Source organism: Flavobacterium sp. M31R6 (genome assembly GCF_013284035.1).
In the GTDB taxonomy this organism is placed as follows: domain Bacteria; phylum Bacteroidota; class Bacteroidia; order Flavobacteriales; family Flavobacteriaceae; genus Flavobacterium.
The window spans coordinates 2281340-2300762 of the sequence record NZ_CP054141.1; the positions used below are offsets into that span (position 1 = coordinate 2281340).

The 19423-nt window shown below is 34.1% G+C and carries 12 protein-coding genes; 9 read left to right on the forward strand and 3 right to left on the reverse strand.

The annotated features are described in order from the left end of the window. Nucleotides 1-266 precede the first annotated feature (266 nt). Together HQN62_RS09505 and HQN62_RS09510 are read right to left on the reverse strand one after the other, a co-directional pair. On the reverse strand, nucleotides 267-1766 hold the full coding sequence (locus tag HQN62_RS09505) for a serine hydrolase domain-containing protein (protein ID WP_173504176.1): 1500 nt from the start codon (nucleotides 1764-1766) through the stop codon (nucleotides 267-269). Nucleotides 1767-1871: 105 nt separating this feature from the next. After that, a complete protein-coding gene (locus HQN62_RS09510) occupies nucleotides 1872-2444 on the reverse strand; it encodes a helix-turn-helix domain-containing protein (protein WP_173504177.1) in 573 nt (190 codons plus the stop codon). A gap of 936 nt (nucleotides 2445-3380) precedes the next feature. Between HQN62_RS09510 and HQN62_RS09515 the strand changes: the two genes are divergently transcribed. The 9 genes from HQN62_RS09515 to HQN62_RS19030 all read left to right on the forward strand — a co-directional run bounded on the left by HQN62_RS09515 (nucleotide 3381) and on the right by HQN62_RS19030 (nucleotide 18429). Continuing rightward, the gene (locus tag HQN62_RS09515) at nucleotides 3381-6119 is read left to right on the forward strand and encodes a substrate-binding domain-containing protein (protein WP_173504178.1); all 2739 of its coding nucleotides are present in this window, start codon (nucleotides 3381-3383) and stop codon (nucleotides 6117-6119) included. A gap of 230 nt (nucleotides 6120-6349) precedes the next feature. Next, complete coding sequence (locus HQN62_RS09520) at nucleotides 6350-7708, forward strand: sugar porter family MFS transporter (RefSeq protein WP_173504179.1); 1359 nt, start codon at nucleotides 6350-6352, stop codon at nucleotides 7706-7708. Beyond that, the gene (locus tag HQN62_RS09525; protein WP_173504180.1) at nucleotides 7671-9272 is read left to right on the forward strand and encodes a glycoside hydrolase family 32 protein; all 1602 of its coding nucleotides are present in this window, start codon (nucleotides 7671-7673) and stop codon (nucleotides 9270-9272) included. The genes HQN62_RS09520 and HQN62_RS09525 overlap by 38 nt, the downstream gene beginning before the upstream one ends. A 12-nt stretch (nucleotides 9273-9284) precedes the next feature. After that, nucleotides 9285-12389 carry a SusC/RagA family TonB-linked outer membrane protein gene (locus HQN62_RS09530; protein ID WP_173504181.1) on the forward strand — a complete coding sequence of 1035 codons (3105 nt, stop codon included), beginning with the start codon at nucleotides 9285-9287 and terminating at the stop codon, nucleotides 12387-12389. A 21-nt stretch (nucleotides 12390-12410) separates the two neighbouring features. After that, the gene (locus HQN62_RS09535) at nucleotides 12411-14102 is read left to right on the forward strand and encodes a RagB/SusD family nutrient uptake outer membrane protein (protein ID WP_116795463.1); all 1692 of its coding nucleotides are present in this window, start codon (nucleotides 12411-12413) and stop codon (nucleotides 14100-14102) included. Between the two features lie 20 nt (nucleotides 14103-14122). Beyond that, nucleotides 14123-15520, forward strand: a complete 1398-nt coding sequence (locus tag HQN62_RS09540; protein WP_173504182.1) for a DUF4960 domain-containing protein — start codon at nucleotides 14123-14125, stop codon at nucleotides 15518-15520. 19 nt (nucleotides 15521-15539) lie between these two features. After that, a complete protein-coding gene (locus tag HQN62_RS09545) occupies nucleotides 15540-17096 on the forward strand; it encodes a glycoside hydrolase family 32 protein (protein WP_173504183.1) in 1557 nt (518 codons plus the stop codon). Nucleotides 17097-17213: 117 nt separating this feature from the next. Further along, nucleotides 17214-18134 carry a carbohydrate kinase family protein gene (locus HQN62_RS09550; RefSeq protein WP_116795460.1) on the forward strand — a complete coding sequence of 307 codons (921 nt, stop codon included), beginning with the start codon at nucleotides 17214-17216 and terminating at the stop codon, nucleotides 18132-18134. Nucleotides 18135-18300: 166 nt separating this feature from the next. Next, complete coding sequence (locus HQN62_RS19030; protein ID WP_256411838.1) at nucleotides 18301-18429, forward strand: hypothetical protein; 129 nt, start codon at nucleotides 18301-18303, stop codon at nucleotides 18427-18429. A gap of 491 nt (nucleotides 18430-18920) precedes the next feature. Here HQN62_RS19030 and HQN62_RS09560 read toward each other — a convergent pair whose 3' ends face one another. Continuing rightward, nucleotides 18921-19382 (reverse strand): DUF1810 domain-containing protein, encoded by a 462-nt coding sequence (locus HQN62_RS09560; RefSeq protein ID WP_173504184.1) that lies wholly within the window; start codon nucleotides 19380-19382, stop codon nucleotides 18921-18923. Nucleotides 19383-19423 lie beyond the last annotated feature (41 nt).

The following is a 19423-nucleotide window of genomic DNA, read 5'->3' on the forward strand; positions in this document are numbered from 1 at the left end:
ATAATCAGTTATTTATGTCATTTTTGGTAAAAATTAGAATCAAAAATGGATATATTGAATAATGGAAGATTAATATCTTAACTATCTGTGAAGGCTACTTTAGTATGTTCGATTACATCTAATTGGTTCCGTTCAACAAAGGTTTATCTTGTTGGCACTTGTTTTTTTAGTATGTAGTGATTTTTAATTCATTACTTTGTCTGATCGCCATCGCTATGGCGTTAGTGCTGCCCAGAGAACGAAACCCTTGCCTCTTGAGGTAGTTACTATTTCATCTCAATGTCAAATATTTTCTGTCCATTTTCTCCCAAATAATGCTTCAATAGCTTCTCATATAGACTTGCACCTGTGTCAGAGTTTGTGAAAATCAAAATACCTTGTTTTGTTTTAGGAAAAATAAACACAATAGTCTGAACGCCATTGTCTGAACCGCCGTGAGATAAAGCGTACTCTCCGTTACCCAAATCATAAATTTCGAAACCCAAACCAAAATGCTTTCCTTTTGTGCTTGCAACTTGAGGAGAAATCATTTCTTTAAATACTTTTTCTGTGAATCCGTCACTATTCATTACGCTAATCAAGAAATTTCCGTAATCTTCAATGGGAGTCAATAAATCATCCGCTGCATTTGGAGTTTTGTTCTTTACGGTTTCATAGGCATTTCCGTCTTTATCATAACCAATAGCAAGCCTTGATGGGTCTATGTTTTTGTCCCAAACATATCTAGTGTCATACATCTTTAGAGGCTGAAAAATAAGTTCGCTGGCCAATTGCTGCAGTGATTTTTGAAACTTCTTTTCCAACGCTTTTCTTAAATATTCAAAACCCTCGCCCGAATATTGGTATTTTGTTCCAGGATCAAACTGGAAATTGAGCTTTTTATCCTCATTCATCCAACGCCAATTCGGAAAACCTGTTTGATGGCTCAGAATAAGTCTTGTTGTCAATTTTTTATTTCGAGGGTCATTTGCAATTTCCGGGTCAATCCAATAGTTATAAAGAGGTTCGTCCAAATTCCATTTTCCTAAACTAACCAATTTCAAAGCTAGCATTGCTGTGACAGGTTTTGTTAAGGAAGCAACATTGAAAATAGTGTTGTAAGGTGCGGAAACACCTTTTGTTATTTCTCCGTAAACTTTTATCTGTTCGAGTTTTCCATTTTTAATTATTCCAAGCCCAAGAGTTGGTACTTTGTTTTCTTGAAGCCATTTTTCAATTCCAGCATTATCGTCAAATAGTGAAGTATTTGCAGTTTTAAGCTGTTTTTTAATATGTTCGTAGCTGAATGATTTTGAAAGTTTCCATTCTCCATTTTCCAAAAGCCAAACGTGGGTAAATCTTGCAGAACTGCCAAACTTTTCAGATTTTCCAGTTTGTTTTTCAAAAAACTGATGCACACCAATTTGAATGGCACCATAAATTTTGCCCTGATTTGATTTATTGTAAAGAGCATAAATTTCGGTACTTTCTGGCAGCAATTCTCTTCTTGCCTGATAGTTTTTCCTGTCACCACACAAACCTGTTTTGAGATCGTTTAAAAATTTATTTCTATCAGAAACACCATCTACATCGTGAAAGAATTCAAATTTTTCACTCAACAAATTTTCAAACTGCGAAATGTCGCACTTGTTGAAGCCAATTGTAAAAAGTAAACTGTCTTTAGAAATAATGACTTTGTATAGTTCCGAATTTTTGTCAACCTGCGCTTCGCTGTTTGCATTAAAAAAGAGGGCAATAATGAAGCTTAAGAGAATTTGTTTTGTCATCGTGAATTTTGTTTTGCTATAATTATTTTTTAGCAAAGGTTAGAAACTCTTGTTTTCTACCCTAAAAACTTCCCCGACAATAACCTGACAAAATCCCGACAATTTTTATATCATGCTAAAATTCAGCTTGTAATGGAGTTTTTTGTTTCTATCTATTTCTGTTGCATTCCGAAGAATAATGAATACATTAGATAAAACAATAAGTATAATAATCAGTAATGTGAATTGACGTCCCAGTTTCAAAAAAATGCCTAACATAAATACAATAGGTGCAATTATGGTCCAAAGTATTTGAACTGAAATTATTTGTTTAGTTAAGTGATTTTTTTGCTTCATTACCAACATGAGGATCAACGGCACGAGAATATTTAATGGTGGAATTACTATAAATGGAATAGAGGAGAGGTTGATTAATTTCAAAGAGGAATAATTAATGAAAAAGTCTTCTTTAGGCTCTTCGTTTTCTTCAATAATCTTTGTGTTTTGTTCTTGTGTTTCTTGGTTTAGTAATTCGTTTTCTTCTAATTGTAATGCTTTTGCCAAAAGGCGAAGTGTATACCCTTTTGGGTCTTTTCCTGACTCGATTCGCTGAATTGTCCTTACCGAAACTCTTGATTTTTCTGATAATTCTTCTTGAGTCAGATTTTGTAATTCTCTTATACTTTTTAATTTTGACATTTTACGATTTTAAAATTACTGCCCAGGTCAGTTTGTCTAAAAACTACCTTTCATCCATATTTTGGTTAAAAATCACGTAAATATAGAAGATTTAAACTACAGTAAATGTGCTTTTCCTAAAAAATGAATTTTGTCTTGATAAAAAATAAACAGTGACAAAAAGCCATTTAAAGTCACAGAAAATGATTGTGCAGTGCATTAAAATTAATACTCATTGCTAACGGGAATAAGTTTAAGTAAAACCAGTTCCGTTTATCGCGGCCTTCCTTACTACCTCCGTTCGCTATTACTCGTCTATTTGTCTTTACTCTCAACAGAATCCTTAACTGTAAGATGAGGACGTGAGACCTCGAAGAGATTTTTTGTTTTTATGCCTAATTAACATTCGATATCACACAGGCAATTACTTTGCCTCGTGTGTTAGAAGTAAAAGAAGTAGTTGAACTGCTAAGTTAACAGATCTTGTTACGCTATAATTGAGTGATAGAATTTATAATTCTTGGATTCTTATCCGATTATACAACGTAAAACATGTTCCAGTTGAAGGCCTGAATACGAACAAAATTCCTCTATAGAAATTAATTGATGTGGTTCTTTATTCAAGTTGTCTTTAATTTTGTTTAAATACAACCTTGCCTGTCTGTTTTACCGGTAATACGCTGTACATCTTTTGGATACATACATACTCTGATGTTTCCTGTTATCACACTAGTACTTTTAATACATTATCCCAACTAAAGAAGCTTTTTTTTTGTACATCACCATTAAATGTATTTACAGTTTTGCAGACATAAAATAAAAGTTTAATTTTACGTTTAATTATTACGGCTTCCTTGCTTATCATCACTAAAATAATCCTTCCTAATTATTTTTGATAAGAGTAATTTTAAAATTAAGCATTTTAAAAACAATCCATTTTCCTAATTTTATTATGTTATGAATATTATTATCAAATATACATTGCTATTATTTGTAGCATCACTCAGTTTAGTGTCTTGTAAGCAGAAAAAAAGTAACAAGATAAAAGTTGGTTTTTCACAGGCCATGACTACAGATGATTGGCGTAAGCAAATGAATAGTTCCATAAAGGTTGAGGCCTCGTTACGACCTGAAGTTAATCTTAGTATACGGGATGCCAATAATAATGTAGATAAACAAATTGAAGATATTGAAAGGTTTATTTCAAATAAAGTAGATGTCATTATTGTATCTCCAATTGAGTCAAAACCACTGACTGCAGTTGTAGAAAAATCAATAAAAGCCGGTATCCCGGTATTGGTAGTTGACAGAAAAATTGACAGTGAAAAATACACAGCTTATCTTGGAGCTGATAATATTGAAGTAGGTCGAATTGCTGCGAAGTATATTATATCCAAAAGTCGGGGATCTGGAAAGATAATTGAAATTATGGGAGCAAGTGGGTCTTCACCCGCTTATGAACGCAGTCTTGGTTTCAATCAAATTATTCAAGATAATACTCGATTTAAAATCATAAATAAAATACAAGGGGACTGGGAAAAGGAATCAGTTAAAGAACCTTTGAGAGAAATTCTATTGCAAAACCATGATGTTGAATATATTTTTGCCCATAATGACAGGATGGCTTTGAGTGCATGGGAAACTGCAAAAACATTAGGGCTAGAAAGAAAAATAAAATTTATTGGAGTGGACGGATTAAATTCTGTAAATGGGGGGATTGAACTAGTTAAAAACGGTATTTTAGATGGTACCATCTTATACCCAACAGGCGGAAACGAGGCTTTAAAACTTGCCTTAAAAATATATAACAATGAACCAATAGCTAAAAACAATATATTAAAAACGATTGTAATAGATCAGGTAAATGCTGAGATTATTGAAAATCAAATGGATAAAGTCGATCAGCAGCAGAAAGTCATTGAATCACAGCAAGGTGCTATAAAAATTCAGGAAAGAGAATATGCTTCGCAGAATAACCTTGTTCGTTTACTTAGTTTTTTCTTAGTGATTATTTTGAGTTTAACCATTTATAGTATTTATTCTACTATTTCTATTTCAAGGAAGAAAAAACAACTTGAAAGAATTAATCAAACTGTAATTGATCAGAATGATGAAATTCAGAAGATGTCTGAAATTGCTAAAAAAAGCAACGAAGCAAAATTAAATTTCTTCACAGGATTGTCGCATGAGTTTAAAACACCTATTACTTTGATAATGAGTTATGTGGAATCGTTAATTGAAAATGATAAGATTAAAGGAACTGCACTGATAGAAGAAATAAAGCTAATCCATAAAAACTCCAATCGATTATTGAGGTTGATTAATCAATTGCTGGATTTTAGAAAAATAGAAGAGCAAAAGTTTACTTTAAGAGCATCAAATACCAAAATTTACAATTTCACCATTGACGTAATGGCGAATTTTAAGGGGGAAGCGGCCCGGAGAAATATTGATTTTCAATTGACTTGCAAAAACAAGAATCTTGAGTTGTTTATTGATAGAGGTTTGATGGATAAGGTATATTTTAACCTACTTTCTAATGCTTTTAAATTTACTCCTGATAATGGTAAAATTGCTATTGTAATCACTGAAAGTTTAGATAATACTGTAAAGATTAACTTTAAGGATTCCGGGATAGGAATTCCTGAAAATGAATTAGGCATGGTATTTAATCCTTTTTTTCGCGCGTCAAATAACAATAAAAACAGTTCAGGAATTGGATTGTATTTATCAGAAGAGTTCGTGGAGTTGCATCACGGTAAGATTGAATTGAAATCAAAACAAGGATGCGAATTTACAGTTACATTACTTAAAGGGAATAAGCATTTAAAGGCTTCAGAAATTGTTGATAAAAGTGACAATCAAAATAATATATCTAATTTTTTAATTGACAATATAAATTCAGAGGCTGATATAGAAATTGCTAAAGTACATTCGGAATCAGAAAAGCATACATTATTGATCATTGAGGATAATGTTGAATTGGTTTCATTTTTAAAAGTAAAACTTTCAAATGAATATTCTGTTTACTTGTCAGATGGCAGTGATGCAATCGAGAAAGCAATGGAAATAATACCTGATATTATTATTTGTGATATCAATTTAGTAGATAAAAATGGTTATGAAATTAGCAAGGAATTAAAGAAAGATTTAAGGACATCACATATACCAATTATTGTTTTAACGGCGCAAAGTAATAAAGAGTCCGTTTTGAAAGGATTTCAAAGTGGGGTGGATCAATATCTTACTAAACCATTCAGTCTTTCTGTTTTAAGACAATCTATTTCGAGTTTACTTTTTAATAGAGAAAAACTAAGATATTATTATACCAACAATATATATAGAGTAGAACCAGAATCGAAATTTGGAAATCAAGAACAATCATTTATTACTAAGATGAATGATATCATTAATTTAAACGTCGAAAATCCAAAATTTTCAGTTGAAGACCTGGCAGAAAAGCTTAATGTGTCCAGAGTACAATTGTATCGCAAAGTAAAAGCTATAATTGGAATTAATATAAGTGATCATATTAATAATGTAAAATTGGAGAAAGCAGCAGAGCTCTTAAAGTCAAATACAATGAATATTTCTGAAATTGCATACTCTCTTGGATTCTCTTCTCCAAACTACTTTTCTACCGCTTTTAAGAATAAATTTGGAATATCACCTAAAGAATACAAATCTTCAAATTAATTAGTTACAAAATTGATATCATTTTAGGTATCAATTTTGAACGTTATGTAACAGAATCGAAACTACAAGGTTTTCGTAAATAATTAAAAATTAACGTAAACACTTGAAAACAAAGGCTTTACCTTTAAAATGCGAAACCAATAATAATTGATGAATTAAATTGTAACATCGTTAAAAATAAGTTGTTTTTTTTGCGGATATCTTAGCAACAAGTTTTTAATACATGTACAATGAATAAGATATTACTTTGGTCTGTTACTGCTGCACTGGCAGGTTTTCTATTCGGTTTTGATACCGTAGTTATTTCAGGAGCTGATAAACAATTGCAGCTTCTTTGGCATTCATCTGATGCTTTTCATGGATCTGTTGTTATGGCAATGGCGCTTTGGGGAACTGTGATTGGTGCAATATTCGGAGGAATTCCAACAAATAAAATTGGTAGAAAAAAGACATTATTCTGGATAGGGGTTTTGTTTCTTATTTCTGCTATTGGTGCGGCATTTGCAAACAATCCTTATGTTTTTGCTGCTTTTAGATTTTTAGGAGGCATTGGGGTTGGAGCTTCAACGATTGCTGCACCTGCCTATGTTTCTGAAATAGCACCTGCTGACAAGCGTGGGCGTTTGGTCGCTTTATATCAGTTTAATATTGTGTTAGGAATTCTGATTGCCTTTGTTTCTAATTATTTCCTGAAAGATATTGGTGCTAATTCCTGGCGATGGATGATTGGAGTTCAGGCTTTCCCATCATTAATTTACCTTCTTTTTATATTGGTTATTCCAGAAAGTCCAAGATGGCTTCTGTCTAAGAACCGTATTGATGAAGCACGTTTGATACTTTTCAAAATTGATCCTTCTGCAGATATTAAAAGTTTGATAGATGACAGCAATGAAAATCGTGCTAAAAAACATGAAAATATTTTCATGAAAAAGTATCGTTTTCCATTAATCTTAGCTTTTTTGATTGCGTTTTTTAATCAATTTTCAGGAATTAATGCCTTTTTGTATTATGCCCCAAGAATTTTTGAAGAAGCTGGTTTAGGACAAAATACCGCTTTATTAAGCAGCATCGGAATCGGAATCACGAATCTTATATTTACTTTAATCGGAGTTGCATTAATCGACAAATTAGGAAGAAAGTTGTTAATGTACGTTGGTTCTGTTGGATATATCATTTCGTTAGGTTTGGTGTCAGCTTCTTTTTATTACAACTGGGGAGGTTTATCGGTACCTATTTTTCTTTTCATATTTATTGCTTCACATGCCATTGGTCAAGGGGCTGTTATATGGGTTTTCATCTCAGAAATTTTTCCAAATCATATTCGAGCTTCAGGACAAGCTTTTGGAAGTTCCGTGCATTGGGTTTTGGCAGCAATAATTCCATCATTGATTCCAATGTTGTTCTCTGAAATAGGGACGGCCACCGTATTCTTAATTTTTGCATTAATGATGGTATTGCAATTACTGTTTGTGATTTTTATTATGCCTGAAACCAAAGGAATTTCTTTAGAAGTATTAAGTGAAAATCTAACTAGAAAAAAAATTAAAAAAAATGAAATCAAAGAAACATCTGCCGCTGGTATTATATAGTGCTGCATTATTATCGATAGGAGGCTGTAAACCAGCTTTTGCACAAACAGCTGTCGTCTCAGCTTCAATTGCTACAGAAGAACAAATGTACCGTCCTAATTTTCACTATAGCCCGAAAAAGGGATGGATGAATGATCCTAATGGAATGTTCTTTGCTAACGGGAACTATCATTTGTTTTATCAATATTATCCTGATGGAAATACTTGGGGACCGATGCATTGGGGGCATGCAATCAGTAAAGATTTAATTAAGTGGGAAGAGCAGCCAATAGCAATTTATCCGGATAAAGACAAATATATTTTTTCTGGAAGCGCTGTCGTTGATGTCAATAACACTTCGGGTTTGGGTACGGGTAAAACAGCTCCAATTGTTGCAATCTATACTTTGCATGATATGACAAAGGAAAAAGAAAATACAATCGACGTCGAGCAACAGGATATGGCCTATTCGAATGACAATGGTTTTACATGGCAGAAATTTGAGGAAGGAAATCCTGTCGTGAAAAATCCTGGAATTCGTGATTTTCGTGATCCAAAAGTGACTTGGGATGAAACCCATAAGCAATGGATAATGATTTTGGCCGCACAAGACCGAGCACAGTTTTATAAATCCAAAAACCTTAAAAACTGGGAATATGCATCTGATTTTGGGAAGGATATTGGTGCACATGGTGGTGTTTGGGAATGTCCCGATTTCTTTCAGATGAAGGTTAAAGGAACTAATGAAACCAAATGGGTTTTAATTCAAAGCTTAAATCCAGGCGGAGCCAATGGAGGTTCGGGAACGCAATACTTTATTGGTGATTTTGATGGAACAACTTTTACTTTAGATGCCAATTTTGCACAAAGAGTTGTAAATGAAAAAGCAGTTTGGTTGGACTATGGTAAAGATAACTACGCAGGAGTTACGTGGAATAATATCCCAAATTCTGATGGAAGAAAATTATTTGTCGGATGGATGTCAAATTGGGATTATGCGCAACAGGTTCCAACAACTGGATGGAGAAGCAGTATGACAATCCCACGTGAAATTCAATTAATCAAAAAGGATAATGACTATAGTCTGATCAGTAATCCTGTTTTGGAATTGGAGAAGTATTATTCTAAAACCAAAAAAGGGAAAAAGCTGAGCGCAAAAGGTAATCTTGAAATTGTGTCATCAGGAAAAATTGATCTGACGAAAGCTGTAATCTCTTTTAGATTAGAAAATTTAAAAAAAGCCACTTACAATTTTACATTATCTAACGAAAAAGGGGAGTCGGTAACTTTTGGGATTAATAATTCAGAGAATTACTTATTTCTAGACCGTTCAAAATCTGGTAAAATTGATTTTTCTGAAAAATTTGCTTCAACCATTTCAAAAGCACTTTTGAATAAAAGTCAAAAAACAGGCGACTTTAAAATTGTACTTGATAAAACCTCAATTGAACTATTTTATAACAATGGTGAAAAAGTAATGACAGAATTATTTTTTACAACTCAGCCATTTACTCACTTTTCAGCCTCTTCAAATGAAGATATTGAAATCAATAATTTAATAATTAACCAATTAAATATTAACTAAAACCACAAATTTATGAAAAGTAAAATTTTTTATTTACTGTTTTTATTTTTTCCATTGCTTGCAACGACAGCTCAGGAAATAGTAGTAAACGGTACCGTAATTTCTTCAGATGATGGACTGCCAATTCCTGGGGCTAATATACTTATTTCAGGTACCAATAAAAGTGCTTCGACAGACTTTGATGGGAAATTTATTATTCAAAATGTTTCGTCTGAGGCTACCTTGATAGTTTCTTTTATGGGGTATACTTCTCAAACGATTGCGATTAGCGGTCGAACCACATTAAAGATTGCATTAAATCCAGAAAATAAACAATTGAATGAAGTTGTTGTTGTAGGTTATACAAAACAAAAGAAAAGAGATATTACCGGGGCAGTAGCTGTCGTTAATATGAAAGAATTAATGAAGCAACCGGAACCAAACCCAATCAAAGCTTTACAAGGAAGGATAGCTGGGGTAAAAGTTTCATCTGATGGTTCTCCGAGCGGTGGAAACACAAGAGTTGTGATACGTGGAGTAGGAACTTTAAATAATACGGATCCACTTTATGTAATTGACGGAGTGCCTACTAAATCAGGTATGCATGAACTAAATCCCAACGATATAGAATCGATGCAGGTTTTAAAAGATGCGTCTTCTGCCAGCATTTATGGCTCCCGTGCTTCGAATGGTGTAATTATTATTACCACCAAAAAAGGAAAAGATGGTAAAACTAGAATTAATTTTAATCAGTACACTTCTTTTTCAAATTATGCCAGCAAACTGAAAGTTTTAAATTCAGAGCAATTTGGGCAAGCGTTGTGGCAGGCTAATATCAATGATGGATTGAATCCGAATAACAATAATTTGAGTTATCAGTTTGACTGGTCAGTAGTAAATAACAAACCACAATTGAATAAAGTTTTGGTTCCAGAGTATTTAGATTCCGGGCAAACATTAAAGTCTTCAAATACGGACTGGTATAAAGAAATTTCACAAACCGGAATTGCAAAATCCTATGATTTGGAAGTTTCCAATGGTTCTGATAGAGGTAACTATTTATTTTCTCTTGGTTATTATAACAATGAAGGAGTTGTGAAAACAACGGAATTCGAAAGAATCTCAGCCAGAATGAATGGTTCTTATAAATATTTTGACGGCAAATTAGTTATAGGAGAAAACTTCAGTTTCAACAGAACCAATGAAGTAACTGATCCAGGCGTACTTGACCCGGCACTTCGCGCTTTGCCTTTAATTCCAGTTCATACCGTGGACGGAAAAGGTTGGGGAGGACCAGTAGGAGGTATGAACGACAGACAAAATCCTGTTAGGTTATTAGAATATAATAAAGATAATAAATACGATTATTTGAGACTTTTTGGGAATGCATATGCTGATTTGGAAGTCATTAAAAATCTTCACGTTAGAACAAGTTTTGGTATTGATTATAGTTATTATAACAAACGCACTTTGCAAAGAAGTTATAAATCAGGATATCTACAAAACGACCAAAATTCAGTAACTATTGATCAATCGGTTGGTGATAAGTGGACTTGGACAAACACTGCAACCTACAATTTGAAATCAGGAAAGAGTAATTTGAATTTGATGGCTGGAACAGAAATGTACAAAGACATTTTTGACACGAATACTTTACGTAAAAATGATTTTTTAATAGAAACGCCAGATTATATGTATCCTGATGCAGGAACAGGAGAATCGTTTACGAGTGGTACTTCGACTGCTTATTCTTTGCTTTCTTACTTCGGAAAAGCGGATTATGAGTATGATAATCGTTATTTGGTTTCGGGGACAATACGTCGTGATGGTTCTTCCCGTTTTGGAAAAAACAACCAATTTGGTACTTTTCCTGCGGTTTCTGCAGGGTGGAGAATTAGCAATGAAAGTTTCATAAAAGACAATGTTTCTGTGATTTCTGATTTGAAATTGCGTGCAGGATGGGGACAAACCGGAAATCAGGAAATCAGTAATACAGCGGTGTATTCATTGTATGTTGCCAATTATGCAGGCGGCAGCCCTACTTGGGCGACTTCTTTTGGAACGGCTTATGATATTGCAGGAAACGGAAACGGCTTATTACCATCTGGATTTATCGCTACTCAATCAGGTAATGATGATTTAAAGTGGGAGACTACCACCCAAACGAACGTAGGTTTGGATTTTGGATTTTTTAATCAAAAATTGAACGGTTCGGTAGATTATTATATCAAAAAGACTGATGATATTTTAGTGTTGCCCCCTTATTTGGGAGTAATTGGTGAAGGCGGAAATCGTTGGGTAAATGGAGCTTCTATGGAAAATAAAGGATGGGAATTTACTTTAGGCTATCAAGATGAAACTTCGTTTGGGCTAAAATATGATGTATCTGTTAATTTATCGGCCAATAAAAATAAAATTACGGAGTTGCCTGCTGAAGTTAAAAACAATTATGGAGGAGATGGTGTAAATGACAATATTTTAGGCCGTCCGATAAATTCTATGTACGGTTATGTTGCCGATGGACTATTTAAAAGCCAAGAAGAAGTTGATAATTCGCCCAATCAGGAAGGGAAAGGTCTTGGACGTATTCGTTATCAGGATTTGAATGGCGACGGAACTATTACTGATAAAGATCGTACTTGGATAGGAAATCCGAATGCAGGATATCTTTACGGATTTAATTTAGGCTTGAGATATAAAGATTTTGACTTCACTATGTTTTGGGAAGGAGTGAATGACGTTGATGTAGTCAATACAACTAAATATCAGACTGATTTTTGGAGTGTTGACGACGTAGGATCTAACAAAGGAACTCGTTTACTTAATGCGTGGTCATTGGATAATCCAAATTCTACAATTCCGGCTTTGACTACAGTTGATAAAAATGCAGAATCCAGATTTTCAACGTATTATGTTGAAAATGGAAATTATTTAAAACTTCGTGTACTGCAATTGGGATACACCATGCCTAAAGATTTCTTGAAAAAAACGGGCTTAGATACTTTTCGTCTTTATGTAAGCGGACAAAATTTATTTATAATAGATGCTAAAGAATTCACAGGTGTCGACCCTGAAAGTCCTGCATTTGGATATCCACTTCCAATGACATTTACACTTGGACTCAATTTAGCGCTATAACTAACCATTAAATATAAAAACATGAAAAAAATACTATATATAACAGGATTTTTATTGCTGGGGATATTTTCTTCCTGCTCTGATTTTCTAGAAAATGAGCCACGAGGGGTTCTATCTGAAAAGGATATTATTACACCGGAAAACATAGATGGCTACATGAATGCGGCCTATGCCCAATTAGGTAATGATCATTATGATTCTCCATATAGTTTATGGCCTTTTGGAAATGTTCGTTCTGATGATGCCTATAAAGGAGGAAGTGGAACCAACGATATTCAAGATTTTCATTTTTTTGAAGTGTCTAATAACATAAGACCTGATTTTGGAGAATTGGACTCATTTTGGTACATCAGTTATGTTGGAGTTTCCAGAGCGAATAAAGCTTTGCATGCTTTGGAACAACTCAACGAAGCGGATTATCCATTGAAAAAGACACGCATTGCCGAAATGCGTTTCTTGAGAGGACATTTTTATTTTATGCTTAAAATCATGTTCCGAAACGTTCCTTACATTACGGAAGATATTCCAGTTGAAAAGTATAATACTATTTCAAATCATGATTTATCAAATGAGGAACTATGGAACAAAATTGCTGAAGATTTTGAGGCGGCAGCAGCTGTTTTGCCAGATACTCAAACACAAGTAGGAAGAGCCACAAAAAAGGCTGCCTATGCTTATTTGGCTAAAACTCGCTTATATCAAGCGTATACCCAAGATGATAATTTTGCAGTGACCGGCATAAACCAACAACATCTACAAGAGGTTGTTGCCGCTACGGATAAAGTTATGGGTTCAGCTTCTTTAGAGCCTGATTTTGCAAATAATTTTTTACCTGGAAGTTTTGAAAATGGCCCTGAATCCATTTTTTCAATTCAATTTTCCGATAGTGACGGTACTCTGTATGGCAGATTAAATTTTTCAGATGTACTTTCAACGCCACAAGGATTAGGATGCTGCGATTTTCACAAACCAAGCCAGAATTTGGTTAATGCATTTAAAACAGGTTCAAACGGTTTACCAGAATTTGACACCTATAATGATAAGGATTTTGATTATAAAAAAATAGACGATTTCACTGTTGATCCAAGATTATACCATACTGTTGCAATGCCAGGTTTGCCGTATAAATACGATCCTGAATTTCTATATGTAGAGGCTTGGGTAAGATCTCCAGGAACATATGGCTATTATGCTTCTTTAAAAGAAAATGTGGCTCCAAGCTGCCCTTGTGTTGTAAACATTGACCCATTTTACGGAAATTCAAAAAACAGAATACAAATTCGCTATGCTGATGTAATACTAATGCGTGCTGAAGCTTTAATCGAATTAGGAAGACAAGATGAAGCTTTACCATTGATTAATGAAATTAGAAATAGAGCGTCAGCAAGTACAGGAAGACTTCCTTACGTTACTAATTTTAAAATAAGCCCTTACATTAATGGAACAAATTGTTCTTGGACACAAGATTTTGCTCGTAAGGCATTGCGTTGGGAAAGACGTTTAGAGCTGGCAATGGAAGGAAATCGATTTTTTGATTTAGTTCGTTGGGGTGTTACCGATGAAGTTATGAATGAATTTTATGCGAAGGAAAAAACAAAACGCACGTATTATCAAGAAGCCTTTTTTGATAAACATAAAGAAGAGTATTGTCCGATTCCATTAAAGCAAATTAATTTCAGTCAAGGATTATACAAACAAAATCCAGGTTATTAATCATTTATAAAAAGATAAATATGAGAAAATTAATATATAAAAATATGACTAAAGCCTTTATGGCATTGGCATTAATATTTGTGATTTCGGCTTGCGAAGACAGTTTTGAAAATGGTGGTTTTGAGGTTGATTCTCCCTCAAATGTTACTGCTTTTAAAATAAATGGAGTAAATGGAAGCATTGACCAGAAGACAGGAAAAATAAATGTTACGATGCCTTACGGCTCTGAAATTACTGCCGTCACTCCGGAAATCGCATTACAAGAAGGGGCAACAACAAATTTGGATCTAACAAAACCGATAAATTTTACGAACCCGGTTAAGTTTAGAGTTGTGAATGGTAATTTGTATAAAGATTATACCGTTACGGTTGTGGTCTTGAGTCCCATTAAGAGTTTTAAAATCAATTCTGTTGCCGCAATAATCAATGATGTAAATAAAACGATTACAATGACTTTGCCTGAAAATACCAATTTGAAGGCTTTGCAACCTGTAATTGAATTAACGGAAGGAGTTTCAATAGCTCCTGCATCAGGAACTACTATTGACTTTACTAATCCGGTTATTTTCGTAGTAACATCTAATGGAAAAAGCGTTAACTATACCGCAAATATAGGCGTACCAGTAACTGGTTTAGTCGTTGCTTTCTTAGGAACGGCGGCAACTAGAGCAGGAATAACAAATATGGATGAAATTACTGCTGCAGACTGGTTGTTCCAAAATTTTCCTGGAGCAAAATACATATCATTTGACAGTATTCTGAAAGGAGCGGATTTAAGTGGTATAAATGTAATATGGTGGCATTTTGATTCTGCCACGAATTTGCCTGCAGTGGCTTACAATCCTGTTGTAACGGATGCTTTGAAAAATTACCGTACCAATGGAGGAAATTTATTATTGACCACTTTTGCATCGCAATATGTTGATGCTTTGGGAATCGTTCCTTCCGGAAAAGGGCCAAACAACGTTTTTGGAGATTTTCCTCCAAATGGATTTGTAGATGGAAATTCATGGGGAATGTCTTTCAAAGGACATGAAAGCCACCCGATTTTCCAAGGGCTGACCACTTATGAAACCGGAAAAGCAAATTTACTTCAAAGCGGTACTTTCAGACAGAATCATACTGCATGGTGGTTTGTTCCAGAATGGGGAGGATATGTTAACGGTGAAGGTTGGAGAAGTCAAACCGGAGGTACAAATCTTGCCAGCGAGTCTTGGGATGATTCACTTGATGGGCGTGTAACTATCGCAGAGTGGCCAAATAATGCCACAGATAAAAACGTAGTTGTAATTTCAATGGGAGCGTATGACTGGTACAACGAAACCAACAGCAGCGGAGTACCAAGCCAACCGAATGAGTTTATAACTAACATCAAGCTTTTGACACAAAACAGTATTAATTATTTAGTTAAAAATTAATCACACTTACACAATTACAATGAAGTATAAAAAAATAGTACTGTTATCATCAATCTTTTTTTCGCTGGTTTCCTGCAGTCAAAATGATGATACCTATATTGGGGGTTCCATTTCTGGAGGTCCCGTAGAAATGACAAGTATTTATCCTGTACCACCATCCCAATGGATGGGTGGTACGGATCCTTACTATAGTGCAGGTTATACAGGAGACATAATGCCTTATTTTGATAATGGAAAATTCCATATCTTTTTTCTGCATGATGCACAGAATAAACCTGCCGGAAAAGGATTTCATGATATCCATGAATTTCAAAGTAGCGATTTAGTTAAATTTTCATATGAGGGCCAAATGATTCCATTCGGAAATGCCACCGATCCGGATTTTGCGGTAGGAACAGGTTCGGTTGTCAAGGTGGGTAATGTATATTATTTTTATTATACAGGCCACAATGAAACGCCGGCTTTTATGCAATCTAATGCAAGAGAAAGCGTGTTATGCGCCACAAGTACCGATTTGAAAAACTGGATAAAAGTATCTACATTTAAAATTACAGCTCCTGCAGGATACTACAATTATGATTTTAGAGATCCTCATGTGTTTTATAATGAGGAACTAAAAAAATATTCAATGATTGTAAGTACCCAAACTGAGCCAGGAAGGAAAGCCGTTTTGTTGCATTTTACATGTGCGGATCCTGTATCTGGTAAATGGGATGTTCAAGAACCTATTTATACGACTACAGCACAAGAGAATTATCTGATGATGGAATGTGCTGATGTTTTTAAAATGGGCAATTATTGGTACTTATTTTTCTCTGAAAACTGGGGCGGTTCAAAAGGAACACATTATAGAATGGCATCTTCAATCAATGGACCTTGGATCACTCCTGAAAATGATATGATTGATGGTGAATATTTTTATGCAGGAAAAACAGCTTCAGACGGAAACAAACGTTATGTTTTTGGTTGGAATGCCAGAAAATCACCTGAGAATGATACTGGAAACAAAGAGTGGGCGGGTAATATGGTTATTCATGAGTTGACACAAAATGCAGACGGAACTCTTGGAGCTCAGGCACCGAAATCGGTAAAAGATTTATTTTCTAAAAGCATCAAGGTTGAAACAGCTACAACTTTAGGGAATGTAACAGAAAGTAACGGTACTTATAATTTAAATGGTGCATCGGAGAAGGCGATGGTGTTGTTTAAAAATATTGAGAAAAAAGTTAAGATAAAAGGACAATTCACTCTTGGAAATGCAACTGGTTCAGCTGGTTTTGTATTTCAGACCAATGATGGCGGAAGCTATTATAAAATTGCTTTTGAGCCTAGTAAAGGTAAAATTGTAGGTTACAATTCGGCTTCACAAGAAGTAACCAGGATTCCTTTTAAATTTCAATCGGGCGTGAAATATGATGTTGAAATTGTTGCCGAAGGAAGTGTTTGTATTCTTTACATTAATGGAAAAGCAGCATTGAGCAATCGTATTTATGGAAGGGATAAAAATAAATGGGGAATCATAGCAGAGGGACAAAATTTTACAGTTTCAGATCTTCAGGTGACAAAACCAGAATAATAAAGTGATTTATCGTAATTCCATTTATTATTTAGATGCAAAATAATGCTAGATTAAGTTAAGTTGTTATAGGGTAAGGCTATACTCTTACCCTTTAATTTATTAAAATTAGAAAAAATGATTAAGTTATTTAAAGTTAAAGCGGTCACATTCGGAGAAGTTTTATGGGATGTATTTCCAACCCATAAGAAAATAGGAGGAGCACCATTGAATGTTGCACTTAGAATGAAATCCTTTGGAGCTGAATCTACTATTATCAGTAAAATTGGTTCCGATGCTGATGGTAAAGAAATTGTTTCTTTTTTATCAGAAAAAGGGATTGATACGGATATAATTCAAATTAGTGAAGAGTATAAAACGGGTGTTGTTAATGTAATGATTAATGAAAAGGGAAATGCATCATATGATATTTTATATCCTTCTGCATGGGATAAAATAGTATTGAATGAAAATATAAAGAAAAAGGTTTCTGATGCTGATGTTTTTATTTTCGGAAGTTTAATCTGTAGGGATGAAGAATCTAGGTCAACTTTAAAAGCTTTATTGGAAGAAGCAAAATATAAAGTTTTTGATGTCAATTTAAGAGCTCCCTATTATACAATTGATGTATTAGTAGAGCTTATGATAAAGGCAGACTTCATCAAGCTTAACGATGAAGAACTTTTTGAAATAAGCAGAAAATTAAATTCTCCCTATAATTCTTTTGAGCAAAACATTAAATTTATTGCAGACAAAACAAATACAAAACAAGTATGTGTTACCAAAGGTGCATTTGGAGCTGTTTTGTACTACAATGAGAAGTTTTATTATAATAGCGGTTACTTTATTAAGGTAGTGGATACTGTTGGTGCAGGGGATTCATTTTTAGCATCACTAATAGTAAGGTTACTAAGAGGGAAGTCGCCTCAAAAGTCATTGAATTATGCTTGTGCAATTGGGGCTTTAGTAGCTGGAGAAGAAGGGGCAAATCCGAAGATTTCTGAAAAAGTAATTAGTGATTATATGAAAATTGATAAAAAAAGCACTATTACTAAATAGTTTTACGCTATCCAAGACACTGTCCCATAAAGTGTGTAAGTTGAAAAGTTAAGGCTTCTGTTATAAAATCGAAGCCTTAACTTTTTAAATATTACTTTTTCTTATTCTTTTGGATATTATTTTTAGGTATTATTGGATTGGCATTGGCTACTGTAGGCGGTACTGTTTGGCCGCATCAATTGCTTTGCCTGTAGTCGTTACTTCAATTGAAGGCTATATGGTTGTGGCTGCTGTTATTTTATCTACTATCAGCCAGCTTACGACGCAAAATGATGATGTAAATGCAGTCCAGTAATTTTAATAGTTTTATTGGACTTTTTTTTGTTAAGAACATTTTACTTTTTTAGCTCACTTAATTTTTATTATAAGTGGTGTTCGTTGAATCTTCGATTTGTCTTGATGAAAAAAGTAACAAAAAAATATTCATGGGTTAGTATTGTTTTGTGGTATTCATGAATCTTCGATTTCAAGCCTGAATATTTTTATAGCAGAAAATCATCGAACGTATTTATCTCACGAATCACTTATTGTTATTGGTGTTCGATGAACCTCACTTCGTTTCGGTTTTCCTTATCGCGGCTCCAGCCGCTCGTGTTTCACACTCCACTCCGAGGTCACTCCCTACGGCAATGGCGCAAATCCTTACCTTGATTTTTTGGCCTAAAAATATAAGGGCAGTGGAGAGGACGTTTTTCATGCACATCCTCTTTTATGTGGATTGGCAATATTATGTGGTATTGCATATTTTTAAAAACAGGAATTAAACCATATAGGACATCAATATTTTCATGAGGTTGTAGAATCAATAGGTTTATGTGAAGTTGAATTAATAATGGACAAAGTAAGGGTATCAAACTGACCTGAAAAATAAACATCCAATACTTCTTTGAATATGGGATTTGTATTTTTTACCGAAGCAAAAAGAGTCATTGAAGAACGTAATTTGATGGCATCTAAGTTTCCAAATATTGCTTCTGCAGATTTATGTTTCAAACGTAGGAGTAGTGTTGTAATTTCTATAAGGTGTTTGCCCAATATGGGGTGCTCCAGAAATTCTTCCGCTTCTTTTAGGTTGGCAATGGCGTAATAATTTGCAGTATCACTGTGTCCCAATCCTTTTATCTGAGGAAAGATAAACCACATCCAATGGGTCTCTTTTTTACCTTTTTCAATTTCAGAAAAAGCGGTGAGGTACATTTTGTTTTGTGCTTCTAAAAAGCGCATTAAAGTAGTGTTAGAGTATGGCATTTTTGGTATTGTTTAAATAAAAAGGGTTTGTAAAATTACAA